Origin of the sequence: Pedobacter sp. FW305-3-2-15-E-R2A2 (genome assembly GCF_038446955.1) — a bacterium.
Lineage (GTDB): Bacteria > Bacteroidota > Bacteroidia > Sphingobacteriales > Sphingobacteriaceae > Pedobacter.
Genome location: NZ_CP151803.1, coordinates 2,606,322 through 2,624,460, shown reverse-complemented (window position 1 = coordinate 2,624,460; position 18,139 = coordinate 2,606,322). Strand labels below are relative to the sequence as shown.

Below are 18,139 nucleotides of genomic sequence, written 5' to 3'. Positions count from 1 at the left end.
TCCGATGAAACACCTTAGGCTAAGAATCACAGAATTAGACGGATTGAGAGGTATTGCCGCGCTCGCTGTAGTGCTGTATCATTATACCACCCGCTTTGGGCAGAAGTTCGACAGCAACCTCACTACAAGCGTCTGGGAATTTGAATATGGCCGTTATGGCGTAGATCTGTTCTTTATCATCAGTGGTTTTGTCATCTTCATGACGATAGAAAAAGTGAAACATCCCGGAGAATTCATCTACAAACGCTTTATCCGGCTCTATCCCACTTTCTGGTTCTGCATGCTCCTTACGTTTTTCCTCATGAAATACTTTGGTCCCGCGCTGTTGAAGCGGACAACAGAAGAGTTGCTCATCAACATCAGTATGGTTCCTGCCTTATTCGGAACCCGGGCAATTGATGGCGTCTATTGGTCTTTACTGATTGAATTGTGTTTTTACGGCTTTATGCTGTTGTTGCTCCTGCTTCGGCTGATTCCGAAAATAAAACATGTTGGCTTTGTTTTCCTGCTTTTCTACTTTGGAGTTTGCCTCTGGAATAAACACCATCCTGAACTGTATTACGGCAGTTTATTCCTGATGGGGATCAGCTTTTATAAGATCTGGAAGGGCGACAAAAGCTGGTTCTGGCACTTTCAAATCGTCATTTGTGCCCTGCTGAGCTTGTTTTCGCCACAGCGCATTGATTTTATCGTTACCGCGCTGCTTTGTGCCCTGTTTTACCTCTTTGTGTACCGGCAGGCTGGTTTCCTCCGCTTCCGTCCACTGGTCTTTATCGGAGAGATCTCTTATGCGCTGTACCTGATTCACCAGCATATCGGTCATACCATACAATTATGGCTCATCCGGGAAGGAATTACGAATGAGTACCTGCTGTTGCTCTGGCCCATTTTTATCATGATCCTGACCGCCTACCTGATCACCACCTGGTTTGAAAAACCGGTGATTGCCTACCTCAGCAACGTTGGAAAAAAAACGTCTTTATGGAATTAAAGAGAAAGACCATTTCCGGTGTATTCTGGTCGCTGGGACAACAGTTCAGCATTAAGATTGTGGGCTTTGTCATCACCATCCTGCTGGCCAGAATCCTGGCACCTGCAGAATTCGGACTGATTGCCATGCTGTCTGTCTTTATATCAGTAGGCCATGTACTGATGGACAGCGGTTTAACCTCTTCCCTCATCAGGAGCAGGGAGGCAGATCAGAAAGACTATTCGACGGTATTTTTTGTAAACCTCTGCGGAAGTATCCTCATCTATTTCCTCCTGTTCTTGCTGGCGCCCCTGGTGGCGCAGTTTTACCGGCAGGAAGTACTCCGTGCAGTGCTGAGGGTTTATGGACTGATCATTATATTAAACGCCTTTTTCGCGGTTCAGAACACCATTCTGACCAAGGAGATGAACTTCAGGAAGCAAACCAATATCCAGATTCCTTCGGCCATTGCAGGGGGGCTTCTGGGGCTGATCCTGGCAAAGATGGGATATGGCGTATGGAGCCTGGTCTGGATGAACCTTTTTACCGCCATCTGCTCTACGATGATGCATTGGATCACTTCTCCCTGGCGGCCATCATGGCGCATTGACCGGGAGAAGTTAAAGTATCATTTTGGTTTCGGCTATAAAGTGGCCCTTTCCAGCATCATTGACAGCATCCATCAGAACATTTATGTGCTGATTATCGGAAAGTTTTATTCCGTTACCGCATTGGGCTATTACTCCAGGGCGGAGGCCATCAGCCAGCTGCCGATCTCCAACATCTCTTATGCCATCAATAAGGTGACTTATCCCATGTTTTCCGAGATCGCAGAACACAATGGCCAGCTGAAGACCGTCTATAGAAAAATCATGCAGCAAGTGATTTTCTGGAATGCCCCGGCTCTGATTTTCCTGAGCATCATTGCCGAACCTTTGTTTCGCTTTTTGCTCACCGAGAAATGGCTTCCTGCGGTTCCTTACTTTCAGATTCTTTGTATCGCCGGGATCATGTACCCCTTGCATGCCTACAACCTGAACATTCTGAAAGTAAAAGGAAGAAGTGACCTCCTGCTGAAGCTGGAAATCATCAAGAAAACCATCAGCCTCATCGGGATCCTCAGTGTCATCCGCTTTGGGATTTACGGCTTATTATACTTCCAGCTGCTGTTTAACTTTTTAGGGTATTATATCAATTCCCATTACAGCGGCAAACTCATCAATTATCCGACCATGGAACAGGTAGCAGACCTGTTGCCCATCCTCGGAATGGCCGCCATCACTGGATTGTGCTGCTATTTCCTGGATGCTTACCTCGCCGGATCCTTACACCTGAAGGATTGGTCAAGGATGCTTGTAAGCGGTTTTTTTTACGCCCTTACCTACCTCTTTATGAGCAACCTCTTCCGGCTGACTGCAATAACAGATTTCAAACAATTAATCGCTAAAAAATGATTCCGGTAACCAAACCATTTCTTCCAAAGGCAGAAGATTTTAAACGCTATATAGATAGCATCTGGGAACGCCAGTGGCTGACCAACAATGGGCCCCTCCTGAACGAACTGGAGCTGAAACTTCAGGAATATCTGGGCATCAAACACTTGTTATATGTATCCAATGGCACGATTGCCATTCAACTTGCCATCAAAGCACTTGGCATTCAGGGTGAAGTCATCACTACTCCCTTCTCGTATGTCGCCACTACGAGCAGTATCGTCTGGGAAGGTTGTACGCCTGTATATGTAGACATCGATCCGGAAACTTTCAATATCGATCCTGCTAAAATTGAAGCCGCTATTACCCCCGAAACAACGGCCATCCTCGCCACACATGTCTATGGAAACCCATGCGATATCGATGCCATACAAGCCATTGCCGACAAGCATCAGCTGAAAGTGATCTATGATGCCGCCCATTGTTTTGGAACGACCTATAAAAACAAATCTGTATTTGCCTATGGCGACATCAGTACTGTCAGTTTTCATGCCACCAAGCTCTTTCATACCATTGAGGGCGGTGCCGTATTCACCAAAAATGCTAAACTGCTAAAAATCATGGCCGGCATGCGGAATTTCGGTCATAATGGCCCTGAAACCTTCTCCGGACCAGGCATCAATGCTAAAAACTGCGAATTCCGCGCAGCAATGGGGCTTTGCAACCTGAAGCACATTGAAGAGATTCTGGAAACCAGGAGAAAACTCTCCTACCATTATTACAAAAGATTAAAAAACATCAAAGGAAAATTCCCTAAGCTCAATGCAGATATGGACTATAATTTCGCCTATTTCCCTATTCTTTTCGATAGTGAAATACTCATGCAGCAATGCATGAAAAAGCTGGAAGGCGCCAATATCTATTGCCGGAGGTATTTCTACCCTTCTCTCTCCAGTCTGCCTTATGTAAATCAGACCCCGATGCCGGTCTGTGATGATGTTGTGAAACGGATTCTTTGTCTGCCGCTCTACCATACCCTGACCACCGCAGACCTCGACCTCATCTGCAGGTTGATCATGAGGGTGCAGAACTACCAGGAGCCGGTCCTGCTAAAGAGAAAGGAAATCAAGACTAACCCATCCGACAACAACCTTCAACAAATCAATGGTCATACTTTTTAATCCGAACCGAAATGGAACCTCAATCAGAAATTATGGTCAGCATTTGCTGCATCACCTATAATCATGAAAAATACATTGCCCAAACCATAGACAGCTTTTTAATGCAGGATTGCAATTTCAAGTTTGAAATCATTATTGGCGAAGACCATTCTACCGACAATACCAGGAACATCCTGGAATATTACCAGCGCAAGCATCCGGACATCATCCATATGGTGACTTCCGATGGGAATGTTGGCTCTATAAAAAACCAGTTGCGAACCATGAATATGGCCCGTGGAAAATACATCGCCATGTGTGACGGGGATGATTTCTGGACCGATGCCTTCAAGCTGCAAAAGCAGGTAGACTTTTTGGAAAGTCATCCGGAATACATCATCTGTTGTCACTATACCCGGGTGATCAATGATTACGACCAGACGGTCTATATGCACCCGACTCCGGTGAGCATGGAATTCAGCTACGAAGACCTGTTACTCGGCAAAAGGGACGAAACGAGAATCTGCTCCCTGATGGTTCGAAACAGCAAGGAAGTGCGGGAAATCGGATTGAAGAAATGGTATTACCAGACTTACGGTTCCGACACCCTGTTCAAATTACACGCGATCAGTACCGGGAAGAAAATTTACGTCATCCCGCAGGTCATGGCTTGTTACCGCCTCCATACCGGGGGGATCTGGAGCATGATCGATCCTAAAATCAGGAAATCGAGAATGGTCAGCGATTTCAACCTCATGATCCGGAATTTCAAATGCTCTTCCCTTCAAAAAAGAGCATTGCTGAAAATCTACCTGCGTCAATATTTTCTTTTTGACCTCCGCTATTTCAAGTTTAACAAAGCCATCAAAACCATTACCGCGTTATGGTAACCGAATCTCCTGAAAAACTACTTTTCGCCATTAGCTCCCTTCATGGCGGTGGTGCGGAAAGGGTCATTTCCAACCTCGCCAATTACTATGATGCGGCAGGATTTCAGGTGAGCATCGTTTGCCTGAATGCCTCAAAGCCAGCCTATTTTTTATCGGAAGGCATCAAGGTCATCCCGCTGGTCAACACGCCAAGAAGAACCGGTCTTTTCTTTCGGATCTGGTATGCGCTGCTCAGTTTTTTCCGGCTCCGGGCCTTTTTAAAAAAGGAAAGACCCAAATGCGCCATCGCCTTTATGACCTCAGCAAATATCTGGATCGGACTGACCTGCCTGTCTTTAAAAATACCCTATCTCGTTTCCGAGCGCATTACGCCGGACTATACCCTGAACCAATTTAACCCGGTATTGAAATGGCTTTCTTTCGCTGTTTACAAACGGGCAAAGGCGGTTGTGCTTCCTTCAAAGGGTATGATTGAGGGGTTCAGGAAGATCAGTCCCTTTAAGAAGCTTGACAATTTCGAGGTGATCAACAACCCGATAAACGAATTTCCCATCCCGACCAAGGAACCTGTCTATCCGGGCAGGTTTATCCTTGCCGCCGGCAGGTTGAGTCCGCAAAAAGGATTTGACCTGCTCATTGCGGCTTTCAGAAGAGTGGAAGAAAAAAGTGTCCACCTGCTGATTTCCGGTGAAGGGGAACAAAGGGCGATGTTGGAAGAACAAATCAGCTCGCTCGGGTTAAGTCAGCGGGTAAAACTCATTGGCTTCCGGGAAAACATGCAGGATTATTACCGTCAGGCTGAGCTGTTCATCCTCTCTTCCAGGAATGAAGGTTATCCCAATGCCCTGCTGGAGGCCATGAGCATGGGTACCGCCTGTATCGCCACCGATTGCGAATACGGTCCTTCAGACATTCTGGAAAGCGGAAAAAACGGCCTCCTGATCAGAACAGGCAATATCTATCAAATGGCCTCTGCTATAAAAATGGTCCTCGACGACCCGATTCTGCGCGCCAAGATCGCCCTCAATGCCAAACGAATTAACGAAACCAACTCCCTCGCCAACACCTCAGCCAAATGGCTCGAACTGATCCGCAGGGTTTCTTAAAAATCTAAACCTATAAAGCTATGAACATCTCATTCTCACCTCCGTTTATTGACCAAAATGTAATTGATGAAGTGCTGGACACCCTGGAATCAAGATGGATTACCTCAGGTCCCAAAGTGAAAGCTCTGGAAGCAGAAATGATGGAACTGACCGGGTCTAAAGCCACTGTATGTGTAAACTCATGGACTTCAGGGGCCATCATGATGCTAAAATGGTTTGGCATTAAAGAAGGTGATGAAGTCATTATACCCGCCTATTCGTATTGTGCCACTGCCTTATGCGTTTTACATTGCGGTGCAACACCAGTGATGGTAGACATTTCCGACGACCTGACCATTGACCCGGTCGAGATCAGGAAAGCCATCAACCAGAAAACAAAAGCCATCATTACCGTAGATATTGCCGGCTTACCCTGCGATTACCAGGCCATCAATGCCCTTCTCAAAGAAGCGGAGGTTATGGAACAATTTATTCCTGCTACAGAAAAACAACGTGCTTTAGGAAGGATTTTACTCATCGCAGATGCCGCCCATTCCATAGGCGCATGTTATGGCGGTAAATCCGCCGCATTGGCCAGCGACATCACCATCTACTCCTTCCATGCCGTAAAGAACATCACCACCGCTGAAGGCGGCTGTATTTGCCTGAACCTGCCCGAACAGTTTAACCACGAGGCAGAATACGGCTTTTTAAAAGTCTTTGCCCTGAACGGACAAAACAAAGATGCCTACGCGAAATCCAGGGGCGCCAACTGGAAATACGACATCCTTTACCAGGGTTTAAAAATCAATATGCCCGACATATGTGCCGCTATAGGTCTTGCGCAGATCAGGCAATACAAAGACCTGCTCCTGCCTTCCAGGAAGCACATTGCACTGAAGTATTGTCACCATTTCAATGCCTACAGCTGGTTTACCGCCCCTACTTTAAAAGACCATTCCAGGGAATCTTCCTACCATATTTTCCCGCTCAGGATAAAAGGTATTTCTGAAGAACAGCGGGATCAGATTATTGACCAGCTTGTTGCACTCGGAATCGTGGTCAATGTTCATTTCATTCCCATGCCCATGCTGACCTATTTTAAACATACCGGATATAAGATTGAAGACTATCCCAACAGCTATAAACAATATGCCTGCGAGATCTCCCTGCCCATCTATCCGCAGCTGAGCATTGAAGAAGTCGATTACATCATCGAATCTGTGATCAATACCGTACAGCTTCAGCTCAGCATTTCTCCTTTGAAAACAACCGCTTAAACCGATGTATCATGGACCCTAAACGAATTTTCGACCTGCTGCTTTCCTTAGCGGCCCTGCTCCTGCTGAGCCCCCTGTTTATCCTCATCTCCATTTGGGTAAAACTCGATTCCAAAGGCAGTATTTTTTACCGTCAAACCCGTGTGGGAAGGAAAAAGGTTTGCTTTAAGCTCATCAAGTTCAGAACGATGTATGGTGGTGCCGACCGGCAAGGCCTGCTTACTGTTGGCGACCATGACTGCCGCATTACCAGGGCCGGATACTGGCTGAGGAAATATAAGCTAGATGAACTTCCGCAGCTGCTGAACATTCTCAGGGGCGAGATGAGCTTCGTTGGCCCCAGGCCGGAAGTGAGCAAGTACGTAGCCCTGTACAACCCTGTACAGCAAAGGGTCCTCAGCGTAAGGCCGGGAATTACAGACTGGGCCTCCATTGAATACATTGATGAAAGTGAGCTCCTCGCCAGGGCCAGTGATCCTGAGCATTTTTACCGGACGGATATTATTCCGAAGAAACTACAGCAAGGACTGAAATACATTGACCATAAAAGCCTCTGGACCGACCTGCACATCATCTTCATGACCTTGAAATGCATTGTCCTGAAACACCATTAAATCTTCCATCCCCTCCATCTACAGACCATCATGAAGACATTAAAAATCCTGGACTGGCCTTCTCAAAGGTTTTTTTCAGAAACACATCCTTTCCATAAATGGCGACAGGAACTGAGAGAAAGCGGGATACAACTTGAATTCCATACCGACCATACCAGCCCTAAACTCAGGAATGCAGATTTCCTGCTCCTCCATTCCAGATACTTTATGAATGGCTGGCAGGACATCTATAAGCGAACTCCTGAAAATGAATACGAACTGCTCTTATTGTTATCAGAATTAAAGAAAACGGTGGGCAAACTCATCTGGTTTGACACCGCTGATTCCAGTGGTTCCAGCGACTTCCCCATCATCGACTTTGTAGATGTCTTCCTGAAGAAACAAGTGTTAAAAGACAAGCGCTATTACACCGACAAAAACACGCAGAACGACCTCCGGATCTGGTTAAATGACAGAAAGTTAAAAACGGAAATTACCGAATTCAAACCCTGTCCGAAAGACCAGCTGCACAAGGTAAAACTGGGTTGGAATATCGGGTTGAACGACTACCGTTACTTCGGTTACAAGATGTCAAGACTGAGCAATTACCTCAGTTATTACCTCTATCCGACCAGGTTTAGCAAAGTAGAAAAGGAACGGCCTTTTGACCTGACCTTCCGGGGAAGCATCCATCACGGAAAGGACCTTAAAAATGCCATTTCCTATCAGCGGAACAGGGTTCTTGAGCTCTTTGACTCCATGAACCTGAACATCGCCCGCGGCCCTGCCATCTCTAAATTCCGCTACTGGCAGGAGATGAGAAAGGCAAAGCTGAGCATCAGTCCTTTTGGCTGGGGAGAGATCTGCTACCGGGATTTTGAAACCTTTATTGCAGGCGCAATCCTGATCAAACCTTCGATGGAACACCTGGACACCTACCCTCAGTTATTTATTCCGCAGGAGACCTATGTCCCCATTCGCTGGGATATGGAAGACCTGGAAGAAAAGCTGGATTTCGTGATTACCCGGTACCCCTATTATAAACAAATCGCAGAAAACGGACAGGAGCGCTACCGGACTGCGATCAATGATGGCGACGCCTTTATTCATTCCATCCTCCAAATACTCAATTAAGGAAACATGAAATATCTGATCTTTTTATTTGTTGCACTCTACCTCTATTCCGTTTCCTATGGCATTTTCTTAACGGAAATGATCAGGATTCCTGCGCCATTGTTGTTTTGTCTGCCGCTCATCACTTTGTTTAAAGAAGACCGGATCAGCTTCCTTTACGGACGGGAACTGCTGGTTATTCTGCTGGCCACCTTCTTATACGACGTAGTGGGATTGTCAGACCACAAAGTATTCCTCTCCAATCTCATTAACATCAGCATGTGTGCACTTTTCTTTAACTATTTTTCAGGTACAAACAGGACGCGGTTTAAGGTATCCATCTATGTATTTTATGGCCTGCTGCTCTTTTCCGCATTCGTGCTCGTGCTCAATCCTTTCTATCCCGAAAAGATCAATGCGCTCCGGTCATTGCTCATGGGCGAACAGGTGATTCAGAGCCCTTCCGGCATTGCCATTTACCAGTTTAACTTTGGTTATCAGCTGGCGGCACTTGTTCCTTTTCTCTTCATTTACAGCTATGTCTATAAAAAGCATTTGCTGATCAAAGCTGCTATTTTGCTGAGCTGCCTTATTTTTATTTACCTCGGCATGCAGCGTTCCGTATTTATCGGCTTTATATGCGCTTCATTTCTATTTTTATGGGCTTATTACAGATACAAGGCAGTGTTGATTGTGGTGCTTGCGGTCGTTGCAGGGACCATCCTCTACACCTTTGTGCTTAAAGACAATTTCGACAGCTACAACAATATTCTCAGCAAAAACGAGCAAAGCGCTTCGGAGTACGACCGAACCACCCTGACTGCAGAAAACCTGAGGATCTGTGCAGAATACCCCTATGGCTTGATCTTTTACGGAAAAACCTGGGGAGATGTCATTTACCGGAACCAGGTATTTTCTTCGGGAATTACCTCCCATAACGCCTACCTCATGTTCCTCACTTACCTCGGGCCCATCCTCGGGATTGCGCTGCTCATCGCCCTGTATTACAAGGTACTGCGCATCGCCATCAAGGCATTGCGGGAGGTCCGGAAAAAAGAAAATGCAATGATGGTTTGTCTTTGCGGGGCTTTCCTTGCAGTTTCCATCAATTCCCTATCCCATAACTCCTGGCTGCTCAGTGGAAACGGGCCTACCTTTTTCCTCTATTTCGCCATTCTTCACCTCCATTTTTTAAACGGCAAGGAAGGGCCGGTTGTGGAAGAAGAATTTGCAGCAGCACCACAAACCGCATACTCAGGTCGCTACATCGCGCTTCAACACCCATAAAAAATGGCATCAAAAATTAAAGTAATGCACCTGATTGGTTCTTTAACCAAGGGTGGCGCGGAGCGCTTTGTAGTTGACCTCTGTAACGAACTCGCGAAGGATGAGCGATACGAAGTGACCCTGGTCTCTCTTCGCAGCAATGACCTGGAAAAGGGTTTCAGAAAAGAAATCCATGACAAGGTCAGGTATATCTCCTTCGAAAAAGGGCCCGGTATCAATTTCCTCGTCATGTTCCGGCTTACCGCCTGGCTAAACACAGAAAAGCCCGACTTTCTGCACACCCATTTAAACGGGTTCGAATACCTCGCTTTGTATTTTTTAGGGAATTCCAAGACCCGTTTTTTTCATACCCTGCATAACATTTCCCCAAAGGAATGTCCCAGTTACATCGCCAGGATTTTTCGGAAGACTTATTACAAAAAGAACAAAGTACAGGCCATTACGATCTCCGAAGATGTAAAACAGACCTTTCAGGAATGCTATGGTCTTGGCAACGACATTTTAATTCCCAATGGCCGTCCGGATCTCGTTCAGAGCCCTGCCTATAAGGAAGTATTTAAAGAACACCGCTTAGGCTCCGACACTTTCCTGCTCGTCCATGTGGCCAGGATTGCCGCGCAGAAGAACCAGGAATTACTGATCAAAGCCGTTCAGCAGTTCAATACCACCGAAATTAAGAAATGCAGCCTGCTGATCATCGGGGAAGCTAAAAATGAGCAATTGCACCAAAAGCTCCGGCAGATGGCCTCCGGAGATCCTCACATTCGCTTTCTGGGCGGTAAATACAATGTCGTCGACTATTTATCCCTGGCAGATGCTTTTTGTCTGTCCAGCTTTTATGAAGGCATGCCGATTTCCATTATTGAGGCATTTTCTGTCGGCTGTATTCCGGTATGTACCCCTGTTAGCGGCATTAAGAACATGATCAGGCATGGTCATAATGGTTTTCTGAGTAAAGACAATAGCGTAGACAGTTACTCCGACGCCATTAAAGAAGCCTTATATCATCCCTATAAAGAGATGATCCGCTACAAAGGCAAACAGAGCTTCAGGCTGAACTACCACATTTCCATCACCGCCAGAAATTACAGCAAGACCTACCAGCAACATGTCCCTGAACTACAGGCCTTGCATCATTTAACCACCCCTTTTTTAAAGCATCCATATGAACAATCCTAAGAAGCGCGTGCTCTTCCTCAGTCCTTCTTTGAGCAAAGGAGGTGCAGAGACACAAATGCTCAAAATAGCCAAATTCCTGAAGGCCAATGACTATGAAGTGATGATCATTTCCTTAAAGCCGATTAATGAGTTCGATACGGACTTTACAAAAATGGGGATCAGGGTAGAATACCTGAAAAGCTGGTTTGGCCAGCCGGCACGCAACTGGATGCAGCTAAAAAAGTTGATCCGGGATTTCAGGCCTGAACATGTGGTCGCCTTTATGTTCATCGCCATTCTATTTGCAAGGATGTTGAAGCTCAGCCTGGATTTCAAATTGATTTCTTCCATCAGAACCTCGGTGATCAACAGGAAATGGTACCTCCCCTATAAGTTATCCATCGGCATGGACGATGCCCTCGTCTTCAATTCTCAGGCTTCGAAAGACAACTTTGAGCGCTTAAAGCTCGCCAAAAAGGGAGGTCTGGTGATCCACAATGCGATTTCTATTCCTGATTTAAGCAGCATTAGTTGTCGGCCGCGAGCGGTTTTTACCTGGATCTGTGTGGCACATTTCCGATGGAACAAAGACTATGTGACTCTTTTTGAAGCGATTGCCCTGCTTAAACCCGGGGCATTCCGACTGGAGATCATCGGTGAATTAAATGAGGAAACCTGGCCACACCGCATGATCCTTGACCTCGGCATTCAGAACTATGTACGGATTCTGGGTTTCAAGCAAAATGCTTCTGAATACTTAAAAGCCGCCGATGCTTTTGTGCTTTCCTCCCATTATGAGGGCATGCCGAATGCCATTCTGGAAGCGATGGCACATGGAAAACCCGTTGTCGTGACTGCGATCGACTGCAATAAAGAATTCATTGATGCCGCAAAATGCGGGATGCTTTCCGAGCCCTTAAATGCCAGGAGCCTTGCTGATCAAATGAAAAAGATGATGGACATGACCCCTACAGGGCGATATATGCTCGGTCAGAACGGAAAAAAATATATCGAATCACATTTCAGTGAGCAGCAGATTCTAAATCAATGGATGGAGCTGATTGTCAATACATAGCATAAAAACAAACAACAAATTATGTGCGGAATATTTGGAACAATAAATTATGAAATTCCGGTAGATCAGCAAGAGATCTTCCAGGGCTTATGGCACCGCGGCCCTGATGAGCAGGACCTGCAAAGCATCGACAACCTCCACCTGTACCATACCCGTCTGGCCATTCAGGACCTGAGCCCTTTGGGAAAACAGCCCATGGAATACAACGGCTTAATGATCGTGTTCAATGGGGAGATTTACAACCACCTCGAACTGCGGGAGAAATACGGGCTGGAATCGGCCTCCAATTCAGACACCAGAACCATTTTGATGATGTATGAGCTCATGGGCATGAAAATGCTGGAAGAGTTTGACGGCATGTTTGCCTTTGCCCTGTACGACCTTAAAAACCGGATGCTTTACCTCGCCAGAGACCGGGCCGGCAAAAAGCCCCTGTTTATTTACCGGAAAGGAAATACCTGGATGTTTTCTTCGGAGCTCAATATCCTGTCGCAGATTGCCAAACCGGAGATCGATTATGCTGCCCTCTCCGACTACCTCTATCTCGGCTATCATTACCGGAAATCGACCCCCTACCTCCATGTTTCTGAACTCGAAAACGGGCACTATTTAAAGCTTGACCCACAAAAAATGAAAGAACAGGATGTGACCTGGTTTAACATGCAGGAAGGTTATAAACAGGAAAGCAAGCTCAATCATGAAGATTCTATCGCGCAGCTCGATCACTTACTGCAGCTTGCCGTGCACCGCAGGATGGACAGTTCCGACCTCGATGTAGGCTCCTTTTTAAGTGGCGGAATAGATAGTGGCCTCGTCACCGCCATCGCTGCAAAACATGCCAAACGCCTCAACACCTTTACCGTCCGCGTTCCCGGAAGCTATGATGAATCCGGGCTGGCCGCGAAAGTAGCTAAAAGCTATGGCACCAACCATACCGTCGTAGACATTGATTTTTCCAATCTGCAGAACGACATTGAAACCATTTTAAGCGGTCACGGGGAGCCGAATTGCGACAACTCCGCCATCCCGAGTTATTATGTCGCCAAGGCCGCAAAACAACATACCACTGTCGTCCTTAATGGCGATGGGGCCGATGAATTGTTTGGCGGTTACCGCCGTTATGTTCCTTTCCGGCATTTAGACTTTTTTCAGCCCAATAACCTAACCAAAATCAGCGCAAAGATCCTCGCGGGAATCCTGCCGATAGCGAACGAAAAGCAGAGTTATTACACCTATCTGTATCGTTTATTAAAATTTGCCAGCTATACTGATGTCGTCAAGATCTACTGTTCCGCCTCTTCTGATTTATTTGTCGGCTTTGAAGATCAGTTTTTAAGGAGGCCGCTGATGAAAGAGATTTCCTCAGACCTGCTTGCCATCAACAAGCTCCCGCTCAGTGCATTGAACAAGATTTTACTGATGGACTTCCAGTCTATGCTGTTCAGTCGCCTGTTGCCCAAGATGGACACCGCCACCATGGCACATTCCCTGGAAGGAAGGAGTCCATTTTTATCCAAAGAGCTATTGGACTTTGCGCCCGGCTTACCCGATCATTTCAAGATTCACAATGTGACCACTAAATCCATCCTCCGGGATCTGGCTGTAAATTATTTGCCCGAAGAGCTGATCAATCAGCCGAAAAGGGGATTTGAAATCCCCCTTCGCAAATGGGTAGATGAGGAACTCAAAACCGTGATTAACGATTATCTGCTCGCAAAGGACACCCTTTACTCCAGGATCATCAAAAAAAGTTTCATTGAAGATCTGATTGCAAAAAAGATCAGGGTTTCGGACGAAAGAAGGGCAAAAATGCTTTTCTGTGTTTTCGGCCTTGAGGTATGGTATAAGAAACTCATTCAAAAAAACAATGCATTATGAGAGTATTAGTAACCGGAACAGCCGGATTTATCGGATCCTATATGGCCAAAGCCTTATTGGAGCGTGGCGATGAAGTGATCGGGATAGACAACATCAATGATTATTATGAGGTCAGTCTGAAATATGCGCGCCTGGCAGAAATGGGGATTGAGGCTACGGAAATTACCTATGCAAAACCTATAGACAGCGACAAATATGGTCAGTATACCTTTATCAAACTGGACATCTGTGATACGCTCGCCATGCAGACGCTCTTTGAGACCTATGAATTTGAAGCCGTTTGTCACCTTGCCGCACAGGCTGGTGTACGCTACAGTTTAACCAATCCTGATGCCTATATCGATTCCAACATCAAAGGCTTTTTGAATGTGCTGGAATGCTGCCGTTACAACAGGATCAGGCACCTTCTTTATGCCAGTTCTTCCAGTGTCTATGGCTTAAACAAGGAAATGCCCTTCTCTACCGACCAGCAGACCGACCTTCCTGTTTCCTTATACGCTGCTTCTAAAAAAAGTAATGAACTCATGGCACATGCTTACAGTCACCTGTTCCGGATCCCCGCTACCGGCCTTCGGTTTTTTACCGTTTATGGTCCCTGGGGCAGACCAGACATGGCTTTATTTCTTTTCACCAAGGCCATTACGGAAGGAAAAGCCATTCAGGTCTTTAACAATGGACAAATGAAAAGGGATTTCACCTATATCGACGACATTATTTCCCGGATGCTGTTCATTCTTGACCGGCCACAACCAGCGAATAGCCCCGTCCCCCATCGTGTTTTTAACATCGGCAGAGGGGCACCGGTAAGCCTGACTGATTTCATTCAGGAGATTGAGAAAAACCTGAAAATGGTGGCCAAACGGGAATACTTACCCATGCAGGACGGTGATGTGGTAGCCACCTGGGCCGATATTGGCGAACTCGAGGCATTATGTCCTCATCAAGCCTGGGTTTCGGTGGAAGATGGCGTGAGAAACTTTGTGAACTGGTACCAGGAATTCTATCAAAAAGAGCGTGGTCAGGTTGCAGTAGTCCTTCCTTCTAAAAATTAAATCATCATGTATTTTTCCTTTTTACTTCTGTATTATTTCTTTTCTGTTTTCTTTCCTGAACCCAGGGAGCAGGCGCCGGAAATTATTGGTTTTGCGATGGTTAACGGCCGCACTACCGGTGGCAAAAACGGCCCGGTTATCCGGGTTTCGACGCTCGCCGCATTCCGTGCAGCCGCCAGTTCTCCCTTTCCAATGACCATCCGGTACTCCGGAAACATCAAAGGAAAAGGATTCATCAACATTAAATCTGACAAGACAATTATTGGCGAAGGTGGCTCCTCGATGGAAGGTGTAGGCCTGCTTATTTACGGACATCACAATGTGATCATCAGGAATATGACCATCAGAAATGTAGTTTCTTATTCCAACATTGTGATCAAAGAAGGCGCCCATCATGTATGGGTAGACCATTGCACCTTATCTTCCGATCGTAATCATGGCTGGGATTATTACGACGGTCTGCTTGATGTTGGCAACCGGGCAGACTACGTGACCTTATCCTGGAACAAGCTGCACGACAACCATAAGGCGATGCTCATTGGTTTTGGCGATGAGAACACCAACGATGCCGGGCATCTGCGGGTAACCGTTTATAAGAATTATTTCTGCAACAATTCAGAAAGGCAACCCGGTGTGCGTTTCGGGCAGGTGCATGTGATGAACAACTACATCAAAAACAGCAGCGGGTATGGGATTGGGTCGACAATGGATGCGACGGTCCGTACCGACAACAATTACTTTGAAAATGCCGTTCAGCCCATCAAGACAGACTTTAATGCCAAACCGGGTTATATCAGTGGTGGAAACAGCAACGTTTACCGGCATTCAGGGAAGAGTACCATCAGCACCAGCATTTGTTTGTGGAAACCAGAATACCCCTATGCTGCACAGTTACTTCCGGTACAGCAGGTTCCGGAGGCTGTACGCAATGGCGCAGGCGCAAAACCTATTTTATTATGGAACGAAAAATAAAGAAAATACTGCTGGTTTGTGATTCTTCGGATTCACTGCTGGATTTCCGCGGCAAATTAATTGAGGCCTTGCTCCTCAAAAATGAGGTCATCGTATTCAGCCCTAAAATCGTGCGACAAGACATCAGAGAACGATTGCTCGGGATGGGTGTACAACTCAGGGAGAACGATTTAAAACCCAGTCATGTATCCGTATTGTCGGATTTACACTACCTCCGTGCCTTGTACCGGGTGATTAAAGAGATTCAGCCGGATGTCTTTTTTCCTTATGCTTTTAAGCCCGTGATTTACGGGACGTTGGTGGCCAAATTTTGTCGCGTAAAGCGGATCACCCCGATGTTAACCGGTCTGGGTTACAATTTCAGCGATGTGAACCGGAGGAAAGGACTCGTCAGCATGATCACCAGGATGCTTTTAAAATATAGTTTGAGACCAGATCCCGGACTGAGGATCATCTTTCAGAACAAGGACGACCGGAAGAAACTGATCACCAGAGGCATTATTGGCCCCAAACATCAATCCTATGTAGTGAATGGTTCGGGAGTAGACCTTAGTCATTATCACTATACCCCTCCCCGCACTACGCCTTTAAGTTTCCTTATGATCTCCAGGCTGATCAATGCCAAAGGGATCCGCGAATTTTTTGAAGCAGCAAAGCTGATGCGACAGCGTTATCCGGAAATCCGGTTTAAGCTGATTGGCGCTTTTGATCCAAACATTGATGCAATTGGCCCGGACCTGTACGAAAAAATCAGTTCGGGTGAGGTGATTGAATACTATGGCTCCGTGTCTGACGTACGTCCTTTTCTGGCCAATGCTTCTATTGTGGTCCTTCCTTCCTATTACGGAGAGGGCGTACCGAGGAGTTTGCTTGAGGCGATGGCCATGGGAAGGGGAATTATCACCAGTAATTCCGTAGGCTGTAAAGAGACCGTGAACCCAGCTACCAATGCTGTTAACGGATTTTTAGTACCTGTTAAAGATGTTTCTGCCTTGGTTTCCAGCATGGAATACTTCTACAAGCATACCACTGACGTTGTTCAGTTTGGACTGAACGGGAGAAAATTTGCTAAAGAAAAATTTGAAATCAGCCTTATTAATGAACGCATGCTTCATATCCTGCAGGAGGCTTAATTCCTGCTTCTGATAAAAAAACAACTATGACTTATCAGCTCATCACCATCCGACAACGACTGGAATGGACCGCTTATGTTCAGCGTTCCATCCACCATGATTTCCATCATACCTGGTCTTATCACTCCCTCGGGGAAGATACCGATCCTTTTCTTTTTGTATTCGAGGAGCAGGACCTCTTCATCGCCTTGCCCCTCCTCAAAAGAGCAATTGAAGGTACTGACTGGTCTGACCTCACCTCAGTTTACGGCTATACCGGGCCGATTTCCAACCATGATTTCGAGACACTCGACGAGTCACTGATCGATCGGTTCAGGCTGTCTTTTCTGGACTTCATGAAGAATGGCAAATATGTCTGTGTGTTTTCCAGGCTCCAACCCTTCCTCGATCAGCCCCGCTTACTGGAAAAAATAGGCGGACTGCGGGACAACGGGCAAACCGTCTACATCGACCTCAGGATGCCCATTGAAATGCAGCGGTTGAAATACGAAAAGCGGCTTGCCCGAAAAATCAGGCAGCTGAGAAACAAGGATTTCCAGATCAGGGAAACCGACAGCCTTGCCGACATAATAGCTTTCACCGCCATGTACCTGGACAATATGGAAAGAAATGGTGCCTCTTCCAGATACCTGTACGATGAAGCCTATTTTAAGCGGTTGTTAAATACAACCGAGCCTGATTGCCGGCTCATTATGGTTTACGATGGCAATATCCCCATTTGCGGGAACATCATCATGTATACCCGGCATGTCATCAGGAACCATTTATCGGCCACTGCCGCTGCCTATACCCAGCTTTCCCCGAGCAAACTCATCATCGATGAAATCAGCATTATCGCACGCAGCCTGGGGATCAGTTATTACCACCTTGGCGGAGGTTTGAATGGAAAACCGGATTCCTTGTTTCAATTCAAATCGGCTTTCTCTGATCTGATTCTGGAAGACAAGACCTGGTGTTTCATCGCCGATCAGGAGCAATACCAGCAGCTCGTCGATGCCAGGGCGGCTCCAAAAGAAAGCAGCTTTTTCCCACAATACAGAGCGCTAAATTCCTAACACTT

16 protein-coding genes are annotated in these 18,139 nt (G+C 46.4%); all 16 read left to right on the top strand.

Going from position 1 to position 18,139, the window contains the following annotated elements:
* The first annotated feature begins 4 nt into the window (after positions 1 to 4).
* From AAFF35_RS10985 to AAFF35_RS10910, 16 genes are read left to right on the top strand one after another with little or no spacing between them, the layout of a single operon-like run.
* Positions 5 to 991 (top strand): acyltransferase, encoded by a 987-nt coding sequence (locus AAFF35_RS10985; RefSeq protein WP_342332515.1) that lies wholly within the window; start codon positions 5 to 7, stop codon positions 989 to 991.
* Positions 982 to 2,424, top strand: coding sequence for a lipopolysaccharide biosynthesis protein (locus AAFF35_RS10980; RefSeq protein ID WP_342332514.1), 1,443 nt, complete (start codon positions 982 to 984; stop codon positions 2,422 to 2,424). Before AAFF35_RS10985 ends, AAFF35_RS10980 begins: the two co-directional genes overlap by 10 nt.
* On the top strand, positions 2,421 to 3,584 hold the full coding sequence (locus tag AAFF35_RS10975) for a DegT/DnrJ/EryC1/StrS family aminotransferase (protein ID WP_342332513.1): 1,164 nt from the start codon (positions 2,421 to 2,423) through the stop codon (positions 3,582 to 3,584). The genes AAFF35_RS10980 and AAFF35_RS10975 overlap by 4 nt, the downstream gene beginning before the upstream one ends.
* An 11-nt stretch (positions 3,585 to 3,595) precedes the next feature.
* The gene (locus AAFF35_RS10970) at positions 3,596 to 4,453 is read left to right on the top strand and encodes a glycosyltransferase (protein ID WP_342332512.1); all 858 of its coding nucleotides are present in this window, start codon (positions 3,596 to 3,598) and stop codon (positions 4,451 to 4,453) included.
* Positions 4,447 to 5,559 (top strand): glycosyltransferase family 4 protein, encoded by a 1,113-nt coding sequence (locus tag AAFF35_RS10965; protein ID WP_342332511.1) that lies wholly within the window; start codon positions 4,447 to 4,449, stop codon positions 5,557 to 5,559. The genes AAFF35_RS10970 and AAFF35_RS10965 overlap by 7 nt, the downstream gene beginning before the upstream one ends.
* Positions 5,560 to 5,579: 20 nt before the next feature.
* Positions 5,580 to 6,818, top strand: coding sequence for a DegT/DnrJ/EryC1/StrS family aminotransferase (locus AAFF35_RS10960; RefSeq protein WP_342332510.1), 1,239 nt, complete (start codon positions 5,580 to 5,582; stop codon positions 6,816 to 6,818).
* Positions 6,819 to 6,829: 11 nt separating this feature from the next.
* Entirely contained in the window at positions 6,830 to 7,432 is a 603-nt protein-coding gene (locus AAFF35_RS10955; RefSeq protein ID WP_342332509.1) for a sugar transferase, read from the top strand.
* Positions 7,433 to 7,462: 30 nt separating this feature from the next.
* The gene (locus tag AAFF35_RS10950; RefSeq protein ID WP_342332508.1) at positions 7,463 to 8,545 is read left to right on the top strand and encodes a glycosyltransferase; all 1,083 of its coding nucleotides are present in this window, start codon (positions 7,463 to 7,465) and stop codon (positions 8,543 to 8,545) included.
* Positions 8,546 to 8,551: 6 nt separating this feature from the next.
* The gene (locus tag AAFF35_RS10945) at positions 8,552 to 9,811 is read left to right on the top strand and encodes a hypothetical protein (protein ID WP_342332507.1); all 1,260 of its coding nucleotides are present in this window, start codon (positions 8,552 to 8,554) and stop codon (positions 9,809 to 9,811) included.
* 3 nt (positions 9,812 to 9,814) lie between these two features.
* Positions 9,815 to 10,990, top strand: a complete 1,176-nt coding sequence (locus AAFF35_RS10940) for a glycosyltransferase family 4 protein (protein WP_342332506.1) — start codon at positions 9,815 to 9,817, stop codon at positions 10,988 to 10,990.
* The gene (locus tag AAFF35_RS10935; RefSeq protein ID WP_342332505.1) at positions 10,977 to 12,044 is read left to right on the top strand and encodes a glycosyltransferase; all 1,068 of its coding nucleotides are present in this window, start codon (positions 10,977 to 10,979) and stop codon (positions 12,042 to 12,044) included. Before AAFF35_RS10940 ends, AAFF35_RS10935 begins: the two co-directional genes overlap by 14 nt.
* Before the next feature lie 21 nt (positions 12,045 to 12,065).
* On the top strand, positions 12,066 to 13,922 hold the full coding sequence (gene asnB / locus AAFF35_RS10930; RefSeq protein ID WP_342332504.1) for an asparagine synthase (glutamine-hydrolyzing): 1,857 nt from the start codon (positions 12,066 to 12,068) through the stop codon (positions 13,920 to 13,922).
* Positions 13,919 to 14,974: an NAD-dependent epimerase/dehydratase family protein gene (locus AAFF35_RS10925; protein ID WP_342332503.1), complete on the top strand. Its 1,056-nt coding sequence runs from the start codon at positions 13,919 to 13,921 to the stop codon at positions 14,972 to 14,974. The genes asnB and AAFF35_RS10925 overlap by 4 nt, the downstream gene beginning before the upstream one ends.
* A 6-nt stretch (positions 14,975 to 14,980) precedes the next feature.
* Entirely contained in the window at positions 14,981 to 15,946 is a 966-nt protein-coding gene (locus tag AAFF35_RS10920) for a hypothetical protein (protein WP_342332502.1), read from the top strand.
* Positions 15,931 to 17,079 carry a glycosyltransferase family 4 protein gene (locus AAFF35_RS10915; RefSeq protein ID WP_342332501.1) on the top strand — a complete coding sequence of 383 codons (1,149 nt, stop codon included), beginning with the start codon at positions 15,931 to 15,933 and terminating at the stop codon, positions 17,077 to 17,079. The genes AAFF35_RS10920 and AAFF35_RS10915 overlap by 16 nt, the downstream gene beginning before the upstream one ends.
* 26 nt (positions 17,080 to 17,105) lie before the next feature.
* Entirely contained in the window at positions 17,106 to 18,134 is a 1,029-nt protein-coding gene (locus tag AAFF35_RS10910; RefSeq protein WP_342332499.1) for a GNAT family N-acetyltransferase, read from the top strand.
* Positions 18,135 to 18,139: the final 5 nt, after the last annotated feature.

Bases quoted from the DNA above. Each gene is read 5' to 3' on its own strand.
- AAFF35_RS10975 (WP_342332513.1), top strand. From the start codon at position 2,421: ATGATTCCGGTAACCAAACCATTTCTTCCAAAGGCAGAAGATTTTAAA.
- AAFF35_RS10985 (WP_342332515.1), top strand. From the start codon at position 5: ATGAAACACCTTAGGCTAAGAATCACAGAATTAGACGGATTGAGAGGT.
- AAFF35_RS10950 (WP_342332508.1), top strand. From the start codon at position 7,463: ATGAAGACATTAAAAATCCTGGACTGGCCTTCTCAAAGGTTTTTTTCA.
- AAFF35_RS10925 (WP_342332503.1), top strand. From the start codon at position 13,919: ATGAGAGTATTAGTAACCGGAACAGCCGGATTTATCGGATCCTATATG.
- AAFF35_RS10960 (WP_342332510.1), top strand. From the start codon at position 5,580: ATGAACATCTCATTCTCACCTCCGTTTATTGACCAAAATGTAATTGAT.
- AAFF35_RS10970 (WP_342332512.1), top strand. From the start codon at position 3,596: ATGGAACCTCAATCAGAAATTATGGTCAGCATTTGCTGCATCACCTAT.
- AAFF35_RS10965 (WP_342332511.1), top strand. From the start codon at position 4,447: ATGGTAACCGAATCTCCTGAAAAACTACTTTTCGCCATTAGCTCCCTT.
- asnB (WP_342332504.1), top strand. From the start codon at position 12,066: ATGTGCGGAATATTTGGAACAATAAATTATGAAATTCCGGTAGATCAG.
- AAFF35_RS10940 (WP_342332506.1), top strand. From the start codon at position 9,815: ATGGCATCAAAAATTAAAGTAATGCACCTGATTGGTTCTTTAACCAAG.
- AAFF35_RS10935 (WP_342332505.1), top strand. From the start codon at position 10,977: ATGAACAATCCTAAGAAGCGCGTGCTCTTCCTCAGTCCTTCTTTGAGC.
- AAFF35_RS10980 (WP_342332514.1), top strand. From the start codon at position 982: ATGGAATTAAAGAGAAAGACCATTTCCGGTGTATTCTGGTCGCTGGGA.
- AAFF35_RS10955 (WP_342332509.1), top strand. From the start codon at position 6,830: ATGGACCCTAAACGAATTTTCGACCTGCTGCTTTCCTTAGCGGCCCTG.
- AAFF35_RS10945 (WP_342332507.1), top strand. From the start codon at position 8,552: ATGAAATATCTGATCTTTTTATTTGTTGCACTCTACCTCTATTCCGTT.
- AAFF35_RS10920 (WP_342332502.1), top strand. From the start codon at position 14,981: ATGTATTTTTCCTTTTTACTTCTGTATTATTTCTTTTCTGTTTTCTTT.
- AAFF35_RS10915 (WP_342332501.1), top strand. From the start codon at position 15,931: ATGGAACGAAAAATAAAGAAAATACTGCTGGTTTGTGATTCTTCGGAT.
- AAFF35_RS10910 (WP_342332499.1), top strand. From the start codon at position 17,106: ATGACTTATCAGCTCATCACCATCCGACAACGACTGGAATGGACCGCT.